The organism is Altererythrobacter aquiaggeris, assembly GCF_037154015.1.
In the GTDB taxonomy this organism is placed as follows: Bacteria; Pseudomonadota; Alphaproteobacteria; order Sphingomonadales; family Sphingomonadaceae; genus Aestuarierythrobacter; species Aestuarierythrobacter aquiaggeris.
The window spans coordinates 2383586-2402090 of sequence record NZ_JBANRL010000001.1; the positions used below are offsets into that span (position 1 = coordinate 2383586).

15 protein-coding genes are annotated in these 18505 nt (G+C 61.6%); 9 read left to right on the forward strand and 6 right to left on the reverse strand.

From position 1 onward, the window contains the following. Positions 1-25: 25 nt before the first annotated feature. Positions 26-664, reverse strand: coding sequence for a TetR/AcrR family transcriptional regulator (locus WFP06_RS11780; protein WP_336987355.1), 639 nt, complete (start codon positions 662-664; stop codon positions 26-28). A gap of 92 nt (positions 665-756) precedes the next feature. On the opposite strand from WFP06_RS11780, the gene WFP06_RS11785 reads away from it, so the two are divergent. The 4 genes from WFP06_RS11785 to WFP06_RS11800 are packed head-to-tail and all read left to right on the forward strand — an operon-like array spanning position 757 to position 5066. After that, positions 757-1893, forward strand: coding sequence for an ABC transporter permease (locus WFP06_RS11785; protein ID WP_336987356.1), 1137 nt, complete (start codon positions 757-759; stop codon positions 1891-1893). Continuing rightward, entirely contained in the window at positions 1890-2606 is a 717-nt protein-coding gene (locus WFP06_RS11790) for an ABC transporter ATP-binding protein (protein WP_336987357.1), read from the forward strand. The genes WFP06_RS11785 and WFP06_RS11790 overlap by 4 nt, the downstream gene beginning before the upstream one ends. Before the next feature lie 22 nt (positions 2607-2628). Beyond that, positions 2629-3633 (forward strand): efflux RND transporter periplasmic adaptor subunit, encoded by a 1005-nt coding sequence (locus tag WFP06_RS11795; RefSeq protein WP_336987358.1) that lies wholly within the window; start codon positions 2629-2631, stop codon positions 3631-3633. Next, entirely contained in the window at positions 3630-5066 is a 1437-nt protein-coding gene (locus tag WFP06_RS11800; protein ID WP_336987359.1) for an efflux transporter outer membrane subunit, read from the forward strand. Before WFP06_RS11795 ends, WFP06_RS11800 begins: the two co-directional genes overlap by 4 nt. Here the strand turns inward: WFP06_RS11800 and WFP06_RS11805 are convergent. From WFP06_RS11805 to WFP06_RS11820, 4 genes are read right to left on the reverse strand one after another with little or no spacing between them, the layout of a single operon-like run. After that, on the reverse strand, positions 5033-6016 hold the full coding sequence (locus tag WFP06_RS11805; protein ID WP_336987360.1) for a HupE/UreJ family protein: 984 nt from the start codon (positions 6014-6016) through the stop codon (positions 5033-5035). The two genes, WFP06_RS11800 and WFP06_RS11805, sit on opposite strands and share 34 nt — an antisense overlap. Beyond that, complete coding sequence (locus WFP06_RS11810; RefSeq protein WP_336987361.1) at positions 6013-6819, reverse strand: peptidylprolyl isomerase; 807 nt, start codon at positions 6817-6819, stop codon at positions 6013-6015. Before WFP06_RS11810 ends, WFP06_RS11805 begins: the two co-directional genes overlap by 4 nt. Then, the gene (locus WFP06_RS11815; protein WP_336987362.1) at positions 6816-8726 is read right to left on the reverse strand and encodes a DUF3604 domain-containing protein; all 1911 of its coding nucleotides are present in this window, start codon (positions 8724-8726) and stop codon (positions 6816-6818) included. The genes WFP06_RS11810 and WFP06_RS11815 overlap by 4 nt, the downstream gene beginning before the upstream one ends. A gap of 46 nt (positions 8727-8772) precedes the next feature. Continuing rightward, positions 8773-10473 carry a solute:sodium symporter family transporter gene (locus WFP06_RS11820; protein ID WP_336987363.1) on the reverse strand — a complete coding sequence of 567 codons (1701 nt, stop codon included), beginning with the start codon at positions 10471-10473 and terminating at the stop codon, positions 8773-8775. An 89-nt stretch (positions 10474-10562) separates the two neighbouring features. Between WFP06_RS11820 and WFP06_RS11825 the strand changes: the two genes are divergently transcribed. From WFP06_RS11825 to WFP06_RS11840, 4 genes are all read left to right on the forward strand, one after another. Further along, positions 10563-11705 (forward strand): FAD-dependent oxidoreductase, encoded by a 1143-nt coding sequence (locus tag WFP06_RS11825; protein ID WP_336987364.1) that lies wholly within the window; start codon positions 10563-10565, stop codon positions 11703-11705. Between the two features lie 70 nt (positions 11706-11775). Next, a complete protein-coding gene (locus tag WFP06_RS11830) occupies positions 11776-13917 on the forward strand; it encodes an FAD-dependent oxidoreductase (protein WP_336987365.1) in 2142 nt (713 codons plus the stop codon). Between the two features lie 143 nt (positions 13918-14060). Next, complete coding sequence (locus WFP06_RS11835) at positions 14061-15326, forward strand: NupC/NupG family nucleoside CNT transporter (protein WP_336987366.1); 1266 nt, start codon at positions 14061-14063, stop codon at positions 15324-15326. 1 nt (position 15327) lies between these two features. Next, positions 15328-15936 carry a CDP-alcohol phosphatidyltransferase family protein gene (locus tag WFP06_RS11840; protein WP_336987367.1) on the forward strand — a complete coding sequence of 203 codons (609 nt, stop codon included), beginning with the start codon at positions 15328-15330 and terminating at the stop codon, positions 15934-15936. A gap of 33 nt (positions 15937-15969) precedes the next feature. Here WFP06_RS11840 and WFP06_RS11845 read toward each other — a convergent pair whose 3' ends face one another. Next, the gene (locus WFP06_RS11845) at positions 15970-17838 is read right to left on the reverse strand and encodes an ABC-F family ATP-binding cassette domain-containing protein (protein ID WP_336987368.1); all 1869 of its coding nucleotides are present in this window, start codon (positions 17836-17838) and stop codon (positions 15970-15972) included. A 58-nt stretch (positions 17839-17896) separates the two neighbouring features. Between WFP06_RS11845 and WFP06_RS11850 the strand changes: the two genes are divergently transcribed. Then, positions 17897-18442 carry a pseudouridine synthase gene (locus WFP06_RS11850; protein ID WP_336987369.1) on the forward strand — a complete coding sequence of 182 codons (546 nt, stop codon included), beginning with the start codon at positions 17897-17899 and terminating at the stop codon, positions 18440-18442. The last annotated feature ends 63 nt before the right edge of the window (positions 18443-18505 follow it).

The window sequence follows — 18505 nt, forward strand, 5'->3', positions numbered from 1 at the left end:
TGACGCAGCGTAACAGGCAGGCGGTTTATCGCGTGTCGGGGTTTACGCCATAAGCCTTGAGAAATACCTCGACCGCACCGACAATCCGCATCCGGTCGCGTTCGGGATCGCCGGGATGGCCGAACCGGCGGTCCAGATCGCCCATCCCCTTGCACATCGAAACAAATTGTTCAGCCGCAAGGCCCGCGTCGTCCACCCGCAGCGTGCCCGCCGCATCGTTGGCGCTGATGAAGGCGGCAAAGGCTTTTTTCATCCGGTGCGGCCCGGCCGCCAGAAAGGCCGCGCCGATGGCAGGGTCATGCTCGGTCTCGGCAGCGATGCGGCGTTCGAACTGGACCATTTCCGGCCGCGAGAGAAACGCCGCCATCGCCTCGCCGATGATCGTCAGCATTTCGCGCAGACTACCGCCGCCCAGATTATCGAGCGAGAAATGCTGCCGCATATTTTCGCATTCCAGCTCGACCGCTGCGGTGAACAGTCCGCGCTTGCCGTCAAAATTATTGTAGATCGTAACTTTCGATACGCCCGCGCTGGCGGCAATATGCTCGATCGAAGTGGCGGCATAACCATGTTTGAAAAACGCATCGGATGCCGCTGCGATAATCGCCTCATGCTTTTCCGTATCGGCAGGCCGGCCGAGCTTTTTCAAGGGTTCGCTTGACAAAATGAACGGCTCCGTTCAGTTAAACGCTACCGTTCAATAATGGTCGCTGCCGCACGATTCGGCAAGTCCGGTGCCAAGATAAGGTTTTCAGTTTGATCTGGATCGCAATCAGAATGCTGACCGGCGACAAGCAGAAGTTTTACGGCTTACTGTTCGGGATCGCATTTTCGACCTTGCTGATAACCCAGCAGCTGACCATTTTCGTCAATCTGATCGAACGCGGCGCGAGCGGCGTTTACAACGTGCCCACCGCCGATGTGTGGGTGATGGATACGGTCAGCCGGACAACCGATGTCAATTTTCCGATGCCTTCAACCGCGCTTGACAAGGTGCGCGGCGTGCCCGGTGTTGACTGGGCGGTCCCGCATCTGCGCGCGCAAGCATCCGTGCGCACCAAGGATGGCGATCTGGAAGGTGTCGCGGTGATCGGCGTGGATGACGCCAGCCTGATCGGAATGCCCAAAAACATGGTCGAGGGTGACATCAGCGTCCTCTCGCAGCCCGGTTCGGTAATTATCGATGATGTCGGCGCGCTGAAATTTTTCTCCAATGGCGAAAACCCGATTGGCGAGCGGCTGGAGCTGAACGATCAGCGCGCGGTCATTCGCGGTATTACCGATGCGATCCCCACCTTTACCAGCACCGTGTCGCTTTATACCAAATACAGTCAGGCGCTGAATTTCGTGCCCGGTACGCGCAACCGGTTGAACTTCGTCCTGGTGGGCGCGGCAGACGGAATTACGCCCGAAGAACTGACCGGCAGGATCGAGGCGCAAACCGGCCTGCGCGCGCGCACTCGCGATCAATTTGCGCAGGACGGGATCGATTTCATTATCGAAAACACCGGTATCCCGTTCAATTTCGGAATCACGGTGGTGCTGGGCTTTATCGTGGGTGTGGCAATCGTCGGGCTGACATTCAGCCTGTTCATCCGCGATAATATCAAACAGTTCGGCGCGCTGAAAGCGATCGGCGTGACCAATGCCAAGATCCGTTTGATGGTGACCGCGCAGGCCGGGCTGGTGGGAATGATCGGCTACGGCCTGGGCATTATCGGCACGGTTCTGTTTATCGGTGCCTTTTCTTCCAATCCCTTTTTCAAGGGGTTTTACGTGCCCTGGCAAATTCCGCTGATCAGCCTCGTCGCGGTGATCATCATTCTGGCGCTGACCGGATTTCTGGCCTTGCGCAGTGTGCTGAAAACCGAACCTGCGGCGGTGTTCAGATGACAGGTACTGCAACCGGAACCGCCATCTGCACGCGCGGCGTCACGCGCGATTTTCAGGCCGGCCAGCAAACCATCACCGTTCTGCACGGGATCGATCTGGATATTCGCGCAGGCGAGCTGACATTTCTGGTTGGTGAAAGCGGATCGGGCAAGACCACGCTGATTTCCATCATGTGCGGAATTCTTTATCCGACGCTGGGTGATGTCGAAGTATTCGGCACCGACATTTATGCGCTGACCGATACACAGCTGGTCAATTTCCGGTTGCAGAACATCGGGTTTATCTTCCAGCAGTACAATTTGATCCCTTCGATCGATGCCGCCAGCAATGCCGCAGTTCCACTGATCGCGCAGGGCATGAACCGCAAGGAAGCCCGACAAAAGGCGGTTGCCATGCTGGATAAGCTCAACATTGCGGATCAGGCCGACAAGCTGCCCAACCAGCTTTCGGGCGGCCAGCAGCAACGCGTGGCGATTGCGCGCGCGCTGGTGCACGAGCCGCGTCTGGTGGTGTGCGACGAACCGACCGCAGCGCTCGATGCCAAATCGGGCCGCCGGGTGATGGACCTGCTGCGCGAAGTCGGTGTGGCCGACGACCGTTCGGTCATCATCGTCACGCACGACAACCGGATATTCGACCTCGCCGATCGTATTCTCGTGCTTGAAGACGGCAAGATTATTCACGACGGCACTGAAATGCCCGACGACCATTAAACCCGACCTCTAGGATTATCGCATGGCTTTGCTTCCCGAAAACCTTAGTTTCAACCGCAAGATTTTGCCGGTCATTGCTGTTGTCGGACTGATCCTGGCGGCAATCTTTATCTGGCGCGGCCTACCTGATCGCCAATTGGAAGAACCTGACCGGCAACCGCCCCGCGCAACCGGCGCTCTGGCGAATTCCGCACGGGTGGCGGGTTCCGGCGTGGTCGAACCATCAAGCGAAATAATCGACGTTGGCACTGCCCTGTCCGGCCTCGTCACCGACCTGCGCGTCCAGCCGGGCGACTATGTTTCAAAAGGCCAGCCGCTGTTTGTGGTGGACGACCGCGCAGCACGCGCCCGCACGCAGGAAGCCAGCGCCGCCATCGGCGAAGCCCGCGCCGCCATTGCCGAAGCACAGAGTGCTCAGGCCACCGCGCGGCGGCAGCTTGCGCTTTATCGCAGTGTCGATGATCCCGCCGCCGTCAGCCGCGCCGAAGTGATCCGCGCTGAAGGCGATGCCAATGCCGCCAGCCAGCGCCTTACGCTGGCACAATCGCGGCTGCGCGCAGCGCAGGCCAGTGCGAATAGCGCGCAAACCGAATTGGGCCGATTGACAGTGAGAGCACCGATTACGGGCGAGATATTGGCGGTCAACATCCGCCCCGGAGAATATGTTGCGACACAAGGCGGTAGCGGTGTGCCGTTCATCCAGATGGGGCAAACGCGCCCGCTTTATATCCGCGTCGATATTGATGAAAACGAAGCGGGGCGCGTCGATCTGGGCGCGGCGGCGATAGTATCGCCTCGCGGCTTGGCAGAACAGCAAGTGAAAGCCGACTTCGTGCGCGCCGAACCGCTGGTCGTGCCCAAGCGGTCGCTTACCAACAGCGCTGCCGAGCGTGTGGATGTCCGCGTGCTGCAGGTGCTTTATCAACTGCCCGATACCGATGGTCTGTTCAGGGTTGGCCAGCAAATCGATGCGTTTATTCCGGCGCGCAAACAAACCAGATCCGCAACTGCGCAGGATCAGAAATGATGCACCTGCGCCATCTTTTGCTGGCCGGAATGGCGAGCGCCGCGCTCGGCGCCTGTGTCGCTGGTCCGCCCGCCGAAATTGCCACCCCTGCGCCGGTATTGCCCGCGGCATTTGCTTATGCCCCAAATGCCGGCGAGGCCGCTTCGCTCGCCGCTCTGCTGCCAACCGACGATCCGGCATATAGCGCGTTATCCACGCTCGCCCTCGCCCAGTCTCCGACTTTGGGCGAAGCGGTTGCACGGATCGATGCAGCACGTGCTGCGGCAGGCAGGGCAGGCGCCAACCGTCTGCCGCAGATTGCCGCGGGTGCAAATGTCACCGGATCGCGCACCAACCAAAGCCAGATCGCGGATGCGCTGCCGCCGGGTGTCAGCATCGATAGCGAGCAGATAAGCTACGGTGCCAATCTGACCGCCGGATGGGATGTCGATCTGTTCGGCCGCCTGCGCGCGCAGGAACGTGCCGCCACCGCGCGCATCGATGCCGCCGGGGCCGATGCCGCAGCAGTGCGTCTGGCTTTACTGGGTGAAATTGCCGCAACCGTGATTGACTGGCGCACGCTGTCCGCGCGGCAGGCATCGCTCGAGGCCGATCTGGGCGCCGCAAATAATCTGGCCCGCCTAACCGGGTCGCGCGAGCGGGCGGGCATTTCCCCCGGGTTTGACCGGGTGCGCGCGGAAAGCGCTGCTGCAACATCGCGCAGCCGGCTGACTGCGCTGGAGGGAGAGCGGGCGCGGCTGCTGGGCCGGTTGGTCACGCTGACCGCCACTTCCGCGCAGGCTGTGCGGACCAATCTGATGCTTCCTGCGGACAGCATGACCATACCCGAAGCCCCCGCCGCCGCGCCGTCGATCCTGCTGACGGGCCGCCCCGATGTGCTGGCCGCGTGGAGCCGGTTGGCGGCATCGGATGCCGATCTGGCTGCGGTTGCCGCCAGCCGGTTTCCCAATATCAGCCTGTCTGCGGCGCTGGGTTTGCTGGCATTCAATCCGGCGGATTTGTTTGACGGGGAATCGCTGGTCGGATCGCTTGGCGCTGCGGTGGCTGCACCGCTGTTCGATTTTGGCCGGATCGAAGCCGACATCGACCAAGCCGAAGCTGGCAAACGCATTGCCTTCCAGGCTTATCGCGGCGCTGTCTATTCAGCGTTGGGCGACGCAGAGGCAGCCTACGGGATCGTCGCGTCCGCCGATGCCGAGCTGGCCGCTGCGGTTGACGAGGAAGCCCGCAACAGCCGCGCTGCACGGCTGGCGGATGTCCGTTACCGCGCCGGCCTGGCCGATTTTTTGACCGTGCTGGAAGCGCGGCGATCCGCCGATGCCTCGGGCGAGCGGGTTGCGGCGGCCAATGGCCGGGCGCGGCGGGCACGCGTGCTGTTGTGGCAGGCACTTGGCGGTGATTACCAGCCCGCCAGCCTGTCCAGCAGCCAATAGGTTCCGGTAATCCCGATCGCGTATGTCGCCAGCATCAATGCGGGCGCTTCGGTTCTCGGGGCCATCTTTCGTAAGGCCAACCGCAGCGCCAGAACGGCGGCGATAACCACCAGTTGCCCCGCCTCGACCCCCAGATTGAATGATATCAGCGCCGCGGGCACTTCGCCTTCGGGCAGACCGATTTCGCGCAAGGCCCCCGCGAATCCGAACCCGTGGATCAAACCGAACCCAAACGCGGCCAGCCAGGGAAACCGCGCGGTCATTGATGGATCGCCGCGCTTGGCCTGCCGTGCCAGTTCGACCGCAAGAAACACGATTGAAAGTGCAATCACCGCTTCGACCGGACGCTGCGCCATGCCCGTAAATCCCAGCACCGTTGCCGCCAGCGTGAGCGAATGCGCGGCAGTGAATGCGGTGGCTGCTTTGACCACCGCCCACGGGCGCGCCACCAGCAAAACCAGCGCGATCACAAACAGCAAATGGTCCCAGCCCATAAGGATATGTTCGACCCCGATAGCGAAATAGCTGCGCCAGACCTGCGCTGCGGACGGTTTGGCCGCGATTGTCGCGCGGGGCTCCGCAGCGCTCAGCCGCAAGGTTTGCACCGGCCTTCCCAGCGGCTCCACCCTGACCATGACATCGGCATTGCCGAACAGGCCCGCCACCCCTATCTGGCCGCCAGCGATAGCACCATCGCACCGCACATCGGCGCTGCCGAGCAAGGCCATCGGCGCGCCGCGCTTTATCGGTGTCCCGGCAATCGCGCATCCGCCGGGTAATTCGGGAATGATCAGCGGCGCGGGGCCGGGGGTGGATAGCGATTGCTTCCATGTCAGCGACCAATGGCTGTCGCTGCGCTGGATAAACTCGATCGTGCCGGGCCGCAGCTCATCCGCCAGCGCAGGGCATGACAGCAGCAAAACCAGCGCGGTTACAAGCGCGCGGATCATCGTTCCAGCGATACGTCGTAACCCCTGCGCAGGATGCGATACGCCTCCTCGCGGCGGTTTGCCATGGTTTCTGCCCGCCAGTCATTCGCGACCCGCTCGCGGATTTCGGCCAGCGGCGGAACGGGTCCGGTGCTTGCCTTGCGCAGCCGCAGCAAATGGAATCCGAAGCCGGAGCGCAGCGGTCCGGTCCATTCATTAAGCGGCGCGGTGCCTAGCTGGCCGACAAACTCGCTGCCGAAGCGTGCGATCAGATCACTGCGGCTCGCGCTTTCAACGCTGCGCGGCAGACTGATTTGCTCGCCCTGGCCTTCCCAGCTGGCACCAGCGCCCAGCTGCGCCATCGCATCGCGCGCAGCGGGCCCTTGCGCAAACCACAGTTGATCGAACGAGAAACGGCTGTCGGGTGCAAACCGGGCGGGATGCCGCGCCAGCCATTTCTCCAGCACCGCATCGTCCGGCTGCTGTGTTTCGGCGCGGCTGGCGGCGAGATAATCCATCTTCTGCGCCATTCGCTTGCGGATTACGGCATCGTCATTGTCGAGGCCGAGCCGCAATGCTTCGCGGTACAGCACTTCCTCGCGCACATATTGGTCGACCAGCATATCGAGCTCGCCATCGGTGGGCGGGCGCTGCATCGTCTGCTGGAACTGCAGCGCAATCCGCGCCTGCTGTTCGCGGCTTATATCGATCGAGCGGCTGGCCGGATCCACATCGACGCCGCGCCATGCGAAAAACGCAAAAAGCAGCAGGCCGCCGATCAGAAAATGGACGAGCGGTTCGCGGGTCCAGCCGGGCAATGTCACCCCGTACCAAGCCGCTTGGCGGGCGCTTTCAGCCATACGGGCGAGCTGTAGGCCCGCTCCTGCGACACCGAATTGGCCATTGATTCGGGCGACAGTTTGGTTCCGAAACGCACCGCATCGAACAAGGTCCACCGCGGTGTCGGGATTTCGAGCACGCGGACGTAATAAAACGCGCTCTGTCCCTCGCGGTATTCGGGGTCCGTCCACACGGTTCTGAGTTCTGCGGCCCCGATCGTGTTGGTATAGGTTGCCGTCTTGCGGTCCACCGTATCGCCCACCGGCGGGACCGGCGAATTGGACGCGGCATCCATTTCCCGTTCGCTCCATGCGATATCGAACACCCGTTCCTGCGCCGCTCCGCCCGCATCGATCCAGCCCTTCACGATCTGGACCCGGTCAAGATTGGCGCCTTCGGGATCCTTGAGTGCGGACACGACAAAGCGCGGTGCCTTGCCCTGATCCACCAGCGATCCCCCCATCGGCACGCCGCGTGTATAGCCGTCACGCACCCAGTCGCCGGCAAACGCGTCATCGGCAAAATCGAAACCGGCAAACAGCCGCACCACCATGCGCGGGCCGGTAGTGGCATAAACTTCGCGCCGCACCATCGCATCGAATATTTCAGCGCGCGTATTGGCCCGCGCCCACACCGCGGCATAACCGCTGGCGAGGTAATTCCAGCCGAACCGTCCAAGCCGCGTACCCAGATTTTGCGCTTCGTTCCCGCGCTCGGCGCGTGGTTCGTTGCCGGTATGCTTGCCGAAGAAATTATCCTCGTCGGCCGTGGCCAGCGCAGTGTGGCTGTCGGTCGATCCGATCATGCCGAAATGATAGGGGTTCACGCCGGTCTGCTGTTCGATCGACAGCCCGCGCTTCAACGCCTCGCGAAGATATTCGCCCGCGAACATCGCGTCGCTCTTGCCCGCTGTCAGCGGCAAATTGCCCAATTCCCAGCCGGCATCGCCGAAGCCTGCAAATTCGTCATTCGGCGACAGGAACGGGTGCGCCTCGCTGTCACCCTTGATTTGGGTGACTTCGACAACCGGTTCATATTTCGCACGTTTTCTGGCGTATCGGGCTGTCATCGGTCCGCCGTCCGGCCCCGTCAGTTCAAACATCAGCCCGTTTGAAATATTGGAATTATGCGGAATCGCCAATACTTTACCGCCGGTGGCTTTCTCATATGCCTCCATATAATCCCACAGGCCGGTCACAGGATTGTCGATACCCGGATAGGGTAAAACCCGGCCGGTCTTGTCGCTGCCATCGCGGAACATCACCACTCGGTGCAGATTATTGCCATCCGGCATCAGCGTATATTCAAAGCCTGCAATCGCCGTGAACTTACCCGGTTTGTTGAAATTATCGAGCGTGTCCAGATGGTCTTTCCAGATCGTGGTCGTCGCTTCTTTCGAACGTTCGGGGTCGCTCAGCGCAGGCGGTAAAGTATCATTTGCCGCTGCGGTGATCAGTTCGGCAATCGCCATCTGCGACTGTTCGGGGCTGTCATGCATCATATCGTACCAGCGCAGCAGCGTCTTGTCCCGGATCATCATGCGCGGCGCATCATACAGGCGGCGTGTCGCGCCCAACCCGTCGCTGTGATCGGCAATCACCAGGAAATCGAGCGGACGGTCGAGCTTGGCGGTAACCCCTGTGGTGGAAGTGACTTCCTCGCCGCTGGCAAACCGCAACGCATCATCGGGGCCAAGCCGCACGCCAAAGCCGAATGCGTCGATCGAATTGTCCGTGTGGAGATGCGTATCACCCCACAAGGGGCGTTCGGGAAATTCGGCCAGTTCGATGGTGCCGCTTCCGTCGCCGCGCGCATCCGGTGATGCGCCGCCCCCCGCATCGCAGCCCGACAAAAGGCACAGCGCCGCGGCGCCGATCAACCATTTGCGCATATCTGTCTCCCTCAGACCGGAAGATGGCACGCCGGTAAAAGTTTCGTCAAGCCGCCGGTCTGCGCCCGAAGCCGAACCAGAACGCCAGATTGAGTGCGATGAGCGCGCTGATAGCTGCAGCGAAACCGCTGGAAAGATGGCCTGATGCCAGTCCGAAATTCGAAAACAGCAGATATGTTGCCACCACACACGAAAACAGGCTGACCGCTGTCGGCACGGCCCATTTCCAGCTGGTCAGATCCACCCCCTTCACAGGAGTGAACTTCCACGGCTGCGCGCGCGGCGCGATCTTGCCCGCGGCGAGCATGATGGCGACTTCGATCACGAACAGAACCGCGTAAATATGCAGAAAATGCAGCGTAACCACATCGGCCAGCGCGAATTTCAGCAGGCCATAAGCAATCACATGAAAGACAATCACGATCTTGGCAGCGATTGCCGGCACGCGGCGTGTAAACAGGCCGACCAGTACGATCGTAATGACGGGTATGTTGTAGAAGCCGGTGAAGATGCGGATGATCTGCCACAGCCCCTCGGGCGCGAGGAACAACAGCGGCGCTACGACAAAGCTGGAAACTGCAATCACGGCGCTGACGATTTTGGCCGTCCGGACCATCGCCTGATCGGACAGCGGCTGCACGCGCAGCGGCGCAAGAATATCAAGGCAGAACAGTGTGGCGGCGCTGTTGACCAGCGAATTGAACGAGCTGAAAACAGCGCCCAGCAGCACCGCAAGAAACAAACCCATCAGCCAATGCGGCAGCAGGTCGCGGACCAGCTGCGGATAGGCAAGATCGATGGTGGCAAGACCGGGGCCATACAGATGGAAGGCGATGACGCCGGGCACCATCATCAGAAACGGCACCAGCACCTTGAAATAACCGGACAGCAGCACGCCCTTCTGCCCTTCGGCCAGCGATCGCGCGGCCAGTGTCCGCTGGATGACATATTGGTTGGTGCACCAGTAAAACAGATTGGCGATGATCATCCCGGTGAATATCGTGCCGAACGGTGTCGGATCATCCGCGCCGCCTATGGCATTCAGTTTTTCCGGATTGTCCTGCACCAGTCGCTGGATCCCGCCAGCGATATCTCCGCTGCCCAGCGCCATGAGCCCCAGCACGAGGATCAGCACACCCATGAACAGCAGCCCGATGCCATTGAGCGTATCGGACACCGCAACCGCTTTCAACCCGCCAAACACCGCATAAGCCGCGCCGATCACGCCGATTACGAGGATTGTGGCCACCAGCGCGGGAAATTCCCCGATCCCGAACAGACCCGGCACGTCGAAAATCTTCATCACCGCGATAGAACCGGAATACAGCACCGACGGGATCGTCACCAACCCGTAGCCCAGCAGGAACAGCACGACTGACAGGCGCTGGACGCCGATATCATAACGGTCGCGCAGAAATTCGGGCAGTGTGGTGAACGCTCCGGCGAGGTAGCGCGGAAGGAATATGAACGCCATCGCGATGGTTGCCACGGCAGCCGTTACTTCCCATGCCATGCTCGACAGGTTGAAGCCGTAGGCCGAACCGTTGAGGCCGATCAGCTGTTCCGCGCTGAGATTGGTCAGCAGCAGCGATCCGGCGATAAACACCCCGCCCAGCCCGCGTCCGGCAAGAAAGTAGCCGTCCTTCGTATCGACCGAGCCGCGCGCCTGCCGCCATGCAATCAGCGCCACCAGCGCCATGAAGGCGGTGCAGCTGGCCAGCGTGAGTGCCAGTTCGGCTCCGGTCATCAGGTGGTCCTCCCTGCAGCAGCAAATGCCAGCCTGCCGCAGGCACGTCCAGCTTGCCATTCACCGTTTCAATCGCGAGAGGTCTGTTTGTGAGTGCAGATACAGCCACAAATCCCGCCCCGATCCTGCTTGCCGGCGGCGGCCATGCGCATCTGGGCGTGCTGGCAGACTGGATTGAGAACGGCCCACCGGCGCACGGCTGCGTGCTCGTCTCGCGGCATCCCAAAACGCTATATTCAGGGCTGGTGCCAGGCTGGATCAGCGGCGATTGCGCGTTAGGCGATGCAACCATCGCGCTCACCGGACTGACCGGAAAAGCTGGCGCAACATTCATCCGGGGCGATGTGACAGCTTTCGACCCGCACGCAAAAACCGTCTCGCTCGCGGACGGACGCAAGATTGCATACGACCTGCTATCGCTTGGCACCGGCGGAACGGGCCGCGCGCGCGCCGCGCTGGGAGAGGCAAATGCGCCGCTGTTCGACATCAGACCCATGGAAGCATTCGTAGAAAATTATGCCAAATGGCGCGCTGCCCAAGCCGGGCAGGCCGGCCTTGCCATTGCAGTAATCGGCGGCGGTGCGGGCGGGACAGAACTGGCCTTTGCCCTGCGCTCGGGCCATGGGCTGGCAGAGCAGCCGCAGGTGGTGTTCATAACCGGCGAGGACGGCCTTTTGCCCGGATTTCCACGCGGTGTCCGCAAACACGTCGCCGCAGCGCTGCGCCAGCGCGGCATCGAAATTATCACGGCCGAGGCCCAGATTGCGGACGGCCGATTGACCGCGGGCGGGGAAGAAATCCGGCAACCCGACTGCATCGTCACCGCGCTTGGCAGCGGCGCGCCCGACTGGCCGCGCAAAGCGGGTATCGGGACCGATAGTTCGGGTTTCGTCAAAGTCGATGCCCAGCACCGCTCGCTGTCGCATCCGGAGATATTTGCCGCAGGTGACATCGCGCAGCGCACCGACCGCCATCTGCCGCATTCGGGAGTTCATGCGGTGTTTGCCGGTCCGGTGCTGGCTGACAACCTTCGCGCGGTTCACAAGGGAACAGGGAAACTACGGCGCTATAACGCGCGCTGGAACAACCTTTATCTGCTGTCCACCGGCGACGGTTCCGCAATTTTGACCTATGGCCGCTTCCACGCGGAAGGCGTCTGGGTGTGGCGGCTGAAACGCTGGATCGACCTGCGCTGGGTAAAGCGGTTTCGCAAATTGGCAGAAGGTGTGTAACGACGCGCCTGCGCGGGCCTGAACAAGCGTGCGGACAAGCGGTGAAATTGCGCGATACAGGGATTAAATAATGAAGAAAATTCTGGTCGTTGTGGTGCTTGTTGCGGTTATCGCGGCATATTTCCTGTTCGATCTTGGCCAATATCTCTCGCTTGACGGCATCAAAGGCGTCGCCGCCCAGGCTGACACTACTTATCAGGACAATCCCGCACTGGTGATCGGGGTGTTCTTCGTCGTCTATGTCGCCGTTGCCGCCGCCTCGCTGCCGGGCGCTGCGGTGATGACGCTGGCGGCTGGCGCGCTGTTCGGCGTGCTGGTCGGCACGGTTGTGGTCAGCTTTGCTTCTACACTCGGGGCGACGCTTGCCTTTCTTGCCAGCCGGTTTGTGCTGCGCGACACGATCGAGAGCAAATTCGGCCAGCGGCTGAAAACCATGAACGAAGGGCTGGAACGCGACGGTGCGTTTTACCTGTTCACTATCCGGATGATCCCGCTGTTCCCGTTTTTCGTCGTGAACCTGCTGATGGGGCTGACGCGGATCAAAACCTGGACTTACGCATGGGTAAGCCAGATCGGTATGCTGCTTGGCACAATCGTTTACGTGAACGCAGGGACCCAGCTCGCGCAGATCGACAGCCTTTCGGGCATCGCTTCACCCATGGTGATCGGCAGCTTCGTGCTGCTGGGCATCATGCCCTGGATTGCCAAGGCGATCATCGGCTGGTTGCAGCGCCGCCGAGTTTACAAGGGCTTTGAGCGGCCCGGATCATACGACCGGAATATGGTGGTGATCGGTGCGGGGTCTGCCGGGCTGGTTTCCGCCTATATTGCAGCCATGGTGAAAGCCAAGGTGACATTGGTCGAAGCGCACAAGATGGGCGGCGACTGCCTCAACACCGGCTGCGTGCCCAGCAAGGCGCTGATCAAGACGGCGCGAGTAGCCGACATGATCCGCCACGCCGACCGTTACGGCCTCAAAGCCGCCGAACCCGAAGTTCCGTTCCGTGAAACCATGAAACGGGTGCGCGGCATCATCACCGACATCGAACCGCATGACAGTGTCGAGCGGTTTACCGGCCTCGGCGTCGATGTGGTTCAGGGCTATGCCAGAATCATCGACCCGTGGACGGTCGAAATCGCCCGCAATGATGGCGAAACACAGCGTTTGACGACCCGCTCCATCATCATCGCTTCGGGCGGCGAGCCATTTGTGCCGCCGCTGCCCGGGATCGACACTTCGGGCTATCTCACCAGCGACACCATGTGGGATGCATTTTCCGAAATGGACACGGTCCCGCGGCGCATCACCGTGCTGGGCGGCGGACCGATCGGCAGCGAACTGGCGCAGGCGCTCCAGCGGCTTGGCGCGCAAGTCACGCAGATCGAAATGGCAGACCGGCTGCTGGGCAAGGAAGACGTCGAGGTTTCCGAACTGGCGCAAAGCTCGCTCGAAGCGTCAGGCATCGATGTGCTGCTGGGACACCAGGCGGTTCGCATCGAAGCGGGCAACCGGCTGATTGCCGAACATGGCGGGTCGGAAAAGGCGGTCGAATTCGACTGCCTGATCGTTGCGGTCGGCCGCAAGGCGCGGCTGACCGGCTACGGCCTTGAAGAGCTGGGCATCGATACCGAGCGCACTGTCGTGACCGATGAATTTCTCCAGACCAAATTCCCCAACATTCTGGCAGCGGGCGACGTTGCGGGGCCGTATCAGTTCACTCACGTGGCCAGCCATCAGGCATGGTTTGCTTCGGTCAACGCCCTGTTCGGCCAGTTCAGGAAATTCAAGGCCGATTACCGCGTCATCCCGTGGACGACCTTTATCGATCCCGAAGTTGCACGGGTCGGTTTGAGCGAGGCCGAAGCACAAGAGCAGGACATTGCTTACGATGTCACGCGTTACGACCTCGACGATCTCGACCGGGCAATTGCCGAAAGCGCAACAGCCGGCTTCGTCAAAGTGCTGACTGTGCCGGGCAAGGACAAAATCCTCGGCGTTACCATTGTGGGCGATCATGCGGGCGAATTGCTGGCCGAATATGTGCTGGCCATGAAACACGGCTTAGGGCTCAACAAGATCCTCGGCACGATCCACACCTATCCGACGTGGGCCGAGGCGAATAAATACGCGGCGGGCGAATGGAAAAAGGCCAGAAAGCCTGAAAAACTGCTGGCCTATGTCGAGAAATACCACGCATGGCGGCGCGGTTGATGCCGGCTGAGCAGCGGAGAAATTTGATGAAAGCAGTTTCACTGGCGTTTGTGCGCGTTGCCACCGGGCTGACCGCTGTTTGCGAGCGCGGCATTTTCGATTGCGCCAATGCCTTCGCCCGCAAGAACGCTGCAAACTAGCGCATGGAAGTGCTGCAACAGCTTCAGGGCCTGATCGGCATTGCTCTGCTGCTCCTGCTTGCATGGGGCATTTCGGAAGACCGCAGCGCGCGGCCAAGCTGGCGGTGGATCGGTGCGGCGCTTGGCGTGCAATTGTTGCTGGCAGCCGTGATCCTGCGCGTGCCTTTCGTCTGGGATGTCATGGTGCTGGCCAATCACGGTGTGACGGCTATCGAACAGGCAACGCTGGCCGGCTCGTCCTATATGTTCGGCTATCTGGGCGGGGGCGAGCTGCCCTTTGCGCTGCAAAATCCGGACGCGGCACCGCTGATCATCGCATTCCAGATATTGCCGCTGGTGATCGTGTTTTCCGCGCTCGCCGCATTGCTGTGGCATTGGGGCGTGCTGCAATGGCTGGTGCGCGGGCTGTCATGGGCGCTGCAGCGCACATTGGGTGTCAGCGGCGTCGTGGGCCTGTCGGGCGGCGCGAACATGTTCCTCGGCGTGGTGGAAAGTCCGCTGGTGGTGCGCGCCTATTTCGAGAAAATGAGCCGCGCAGAATTATTTGCGGTGATGGTGCTGGCCATGTCGACCATCTCCGGCGCAATCCTGATCCTTTATGCAACCACGCTGTCCAAGGTGGTGCCCGATGCGGTGGGGCATATGATTTCCGCGTCGCTGATCTCGCTTCCCGCCGCGGTGTTGCTCGCCAAGATCATGGTGCCGGGCGAAGGCCACACAGCGGAGGACCGCGAAGAGCCGGGGCTGAAATATGACGGTTCAATCGATGCGATAGTCAAAGGTACGATGGACGGGATGCAGCTGTTTCTGGCGGTAATCGCGATCATTATCGTGGTGTTCGCACTGGTTGCGCTGGCCGACCAGATGCTGACCGTGCTGCCATTTGTGGGTGACGAACCGATTACGGTAAAGCGCTTGTTCGGCTGGCTGTTTGCGCCCGTAATGTGGACGCTGGGCGTACCGTGGGAGCAATCGCAGGCTGCGGGCGCATTGATGGGGACCAAGTCGATCCTTAATGAATATGTGGCTTATCTGGAACTTGCCGCACTGCCCGCCGGCACCTTCGATCCGCGCGCCAGGCTGATCGTAACCTACGCGCTGTGCGGGGTCGCCAACCTGGCGAGCGTCGGCTTGCTGGTATCGACCATCGGAACGCTTGCCCCCAGCCGCCGCGCGGAGGTTGCGGGATTGGGTATCAAAAGCTGGATTGCGGGCAACTGTGCCTCTGCGATGACCGGCGCCTTCATCGGTATCGTGACGATAAACTGAGATGTTCGATGCCAAACTCCGCCCGTTGATCGATCCGCCGCTGAATGCGGTAGGGCGCGGCCTGGCAAAGGCCGGGATTGGCGCGAACACCGTAACATTTGTCGGCCTCGTAATCGGGCTGCTGGGCGCTGTTGCTCTTGTTTACGAGCAGTTCGGGCTTGGCCTCGGGCTAATCTTGGCCAACCGGATTATCGACGGGCTGGACGGCGCGGTGGCGCGCGTAAACGGCCCGACCGATCTGGGCGGATATTTCGACATTGTCGCGGATTTTGCATTTTATGTCTCGGTCCCGCTCGCCTTCGGCATTGCCCATCCGGCTGATGCGCTGCCCGCGCTGGTGCTGGTCGCGAGTTTCGTGCTCACCGGCACCAGCTTCCTTGCCTTTGCCGCGATAGCTGCCAAACGCGGCGAGACGACCAACGCACATGGCCGCAAGAGCTTCTTTTATTCGACAGGGCTGGCCGAAGGAGCCGAAACCATCGCGGTGTTTGCCGCCATGTGCATCTGGCCCGGTCACTTTGCCGTGCTGGCCTATAGCTACGCCGCGCTGTGCGGCCTGACGGTGATCCAGCGGAGCGTTGTGGCTGCCAGACAATTCGGCGAGCGCTGACCGGCCGCCCGAGCGGCAGCCGCGGGCCGCGGCTTATGCGGCGGTTTCGATCTGCTCGCCCAGTTCGAGCCATTCGGCCTCGAGCGTATCGAGCTGTGTACCCAGTTTGCCGCGCCGTTCGGCCAATTCGCCCATCGAAAGGTTTGCGAATTCGGGCGCGGCGCTGGCCGGTTCGAACATCGCCCGGTCCAGGCCGGAGCATTGTTGCTGCAAGCTGGCGATGTCTTTTTCCGCCGCTTTCATCCGTGCCTGAATTTCGCGCTTGGCGGCGCGCTGCTTGGCCGCGGCCTTTTTATCTTTCTTGCTGCCTTTGGGCTTGTCACCGCCCGCTTTGGGCTGGTTCCGGCCAAGCACGAAATCGATATAATCTTCCATGCTGCCGTCATATTCGCGGGCCAGACCTTCATCGACCAGCACCAGCCGGTCAGCGGTCAGTTCCACCATATGCCGGTCATGGCTGATCAGGATCACCGCACCGTCATAATCGTTGAGCGCCTGCACCAGCGCCTCGCGCGCATCGACATCGAGGTGGTTGGTCGGCTCGTCCAGGATCAGCAGATGCGGCGCATCGCGCGTGATCAGCGCCAGCGCCAGCCGCGCCCGTTCGCCGCCCGACAGTTTCGCGACCTGCTGCGTTGCGCGATTGCCCGAAAATCCGAACCGCCCCAGCTGGCCCCTGACCGCGCCGGGGCTCTGCCCCTTCATCGCACGCGTCATATGTTCCAGCGGCGTGTCCCCGGTCGCTAATTCCTCGACCTGATACTGCGTGAAATAGCCCACCCGCATTTTGCCCGAAGAATGCATTTCGCCTTCCATCGGCGGCAATTGGGCGGCCAGCAGCCGCGCAAGCGTGGTCTTGCCATTGCCGTTGCGGCCCAGCAGCGCGATCCGGTCGTCAGGATCGATCCGCAGATTGAGCCGCTTCAGCACCGGCGCGTCCGCCGCATAGCCGACAGCCGCCAGATCGAGCGTGATCAGTGGCGGTTTGAGCTCGCTGGGATCGGGGAAATGGAAACTGAGTGAAGGGTCTTCCATCATCGCGGCAATCGGCTGCATCCGCGCCAGCATCTTGGCGCGCGACTGCGCCTGTTTGGCGGTTGATGCGCGGGCCGAATTGCGCGCGACATAATCCTGCAGGCGTGCACGCTGCGCGTCTTGCGATGCTGCGGCCGCTTCCAGTTGCGCCGCGCGTTCGGCGCGCTGTTTTTCAAACTCGTCATAGCCGCCGGGATACAGCGTCAGCTTGCCGCCTTGCAGGTGGAGAATATTGTCGACGACATTGTTAAGCAGATCGCGTTCGTGACTGATGATCACCACGGTCGCAGGATAGCTTTTGAGGAAATTTTCAAGCCACAGTGTCGCCTCGAGGTCGAGGTGGTTCGACGGTTCATCGAGCAGCAGCACATCGGGCTGCGAAAACAGCAGGGCGGCCAGCGCCACGCGCATTTTCCAGCCGCCCGAAAAATCGCTCAGCGGCTGTTCCTGCATCGCTTCGTCGAACCCCAGCCCCATCAGGATGCGGGCCGCGCGCGAGGGGGCACTGTAGGCATCGATCGCTATCAGCCGCTCATGCAGATCGCCCAGCCGGTTCGGATCGGTGCAGGTTTCGGATTCCTTCAACAGCCGCGCACGTTCTGTGTCCGCGGCCAGCACGGTGTCTGCCGGCGTGGCTGAGCCATCGGGGGCATCCTGCGCGATATAGCCCAGCTTCGTCCGTTTCGGCATGGAGATCGCGCCGTCATCGGGTTCGATCTCGCCGATCATCGCCTTCATCAGCGTCGATTTACCCGCGCCATTGCGGCCGATCAGCCCCACACGTGCGCCAACCGGGACGGAGGCAGTCGCCTTGTCGAGGATAATCTGGCCGCCAAGCCGCACGGTAAGGGAATCGATTGTCAACATTGCCGGCGCGCCTAACAGCATGATGGCATATGCCAAAGCATTTCGGTAAGCGGGCAGCATGAAATCCCGCCTGATCCTGTTTAACAAACCGTTCGGAGTGCTGTCCCAGTTCACCGACCGGCGATCACCCACCGCGCGGCCAACGCTGTCAGCCTATATCGATTTGCCGGGCGTTTATCCGGCGGGCAGGCTCGACAAGGATAGCGAGGGTTTGCTGATGCTGACCGATGACGGGCAGCAGCAGGCACGTATCGCCGACCCCAAATTCAAAATGCCCAAAACCTATTGGGCGCAGGTCGAAGGCGAACCGGGCGGGGCCGCGCTGGACAAATTACGCCGGGGCATCCGTCTGAAGGACGGGATGACCGCACCGGCAGAAGTCGATGCGATTACGCCGCCCGATGTGTGGCCGCGCGATCCGCCGGTAAGGTTTCGCAAGACCGTAGCCGACAGCTGGCTGCGGCTGACCATCCGCGAAGGCAAAAACCGGCAAGTGCGGCGGATGACGGCGGCAGCCGGGTATCCGACATTGCGGTTGATCCGCTGGAGCGTGGGCGACTGGTCGCTGGACGACCTGACCCCCGGCACTTGGCGCGACGCATAGGCATCACGCGAAGTGGCGGCGCGCAGTTGCCGGCCGGCAAACACCGCGCTTGTATTTGCGGGG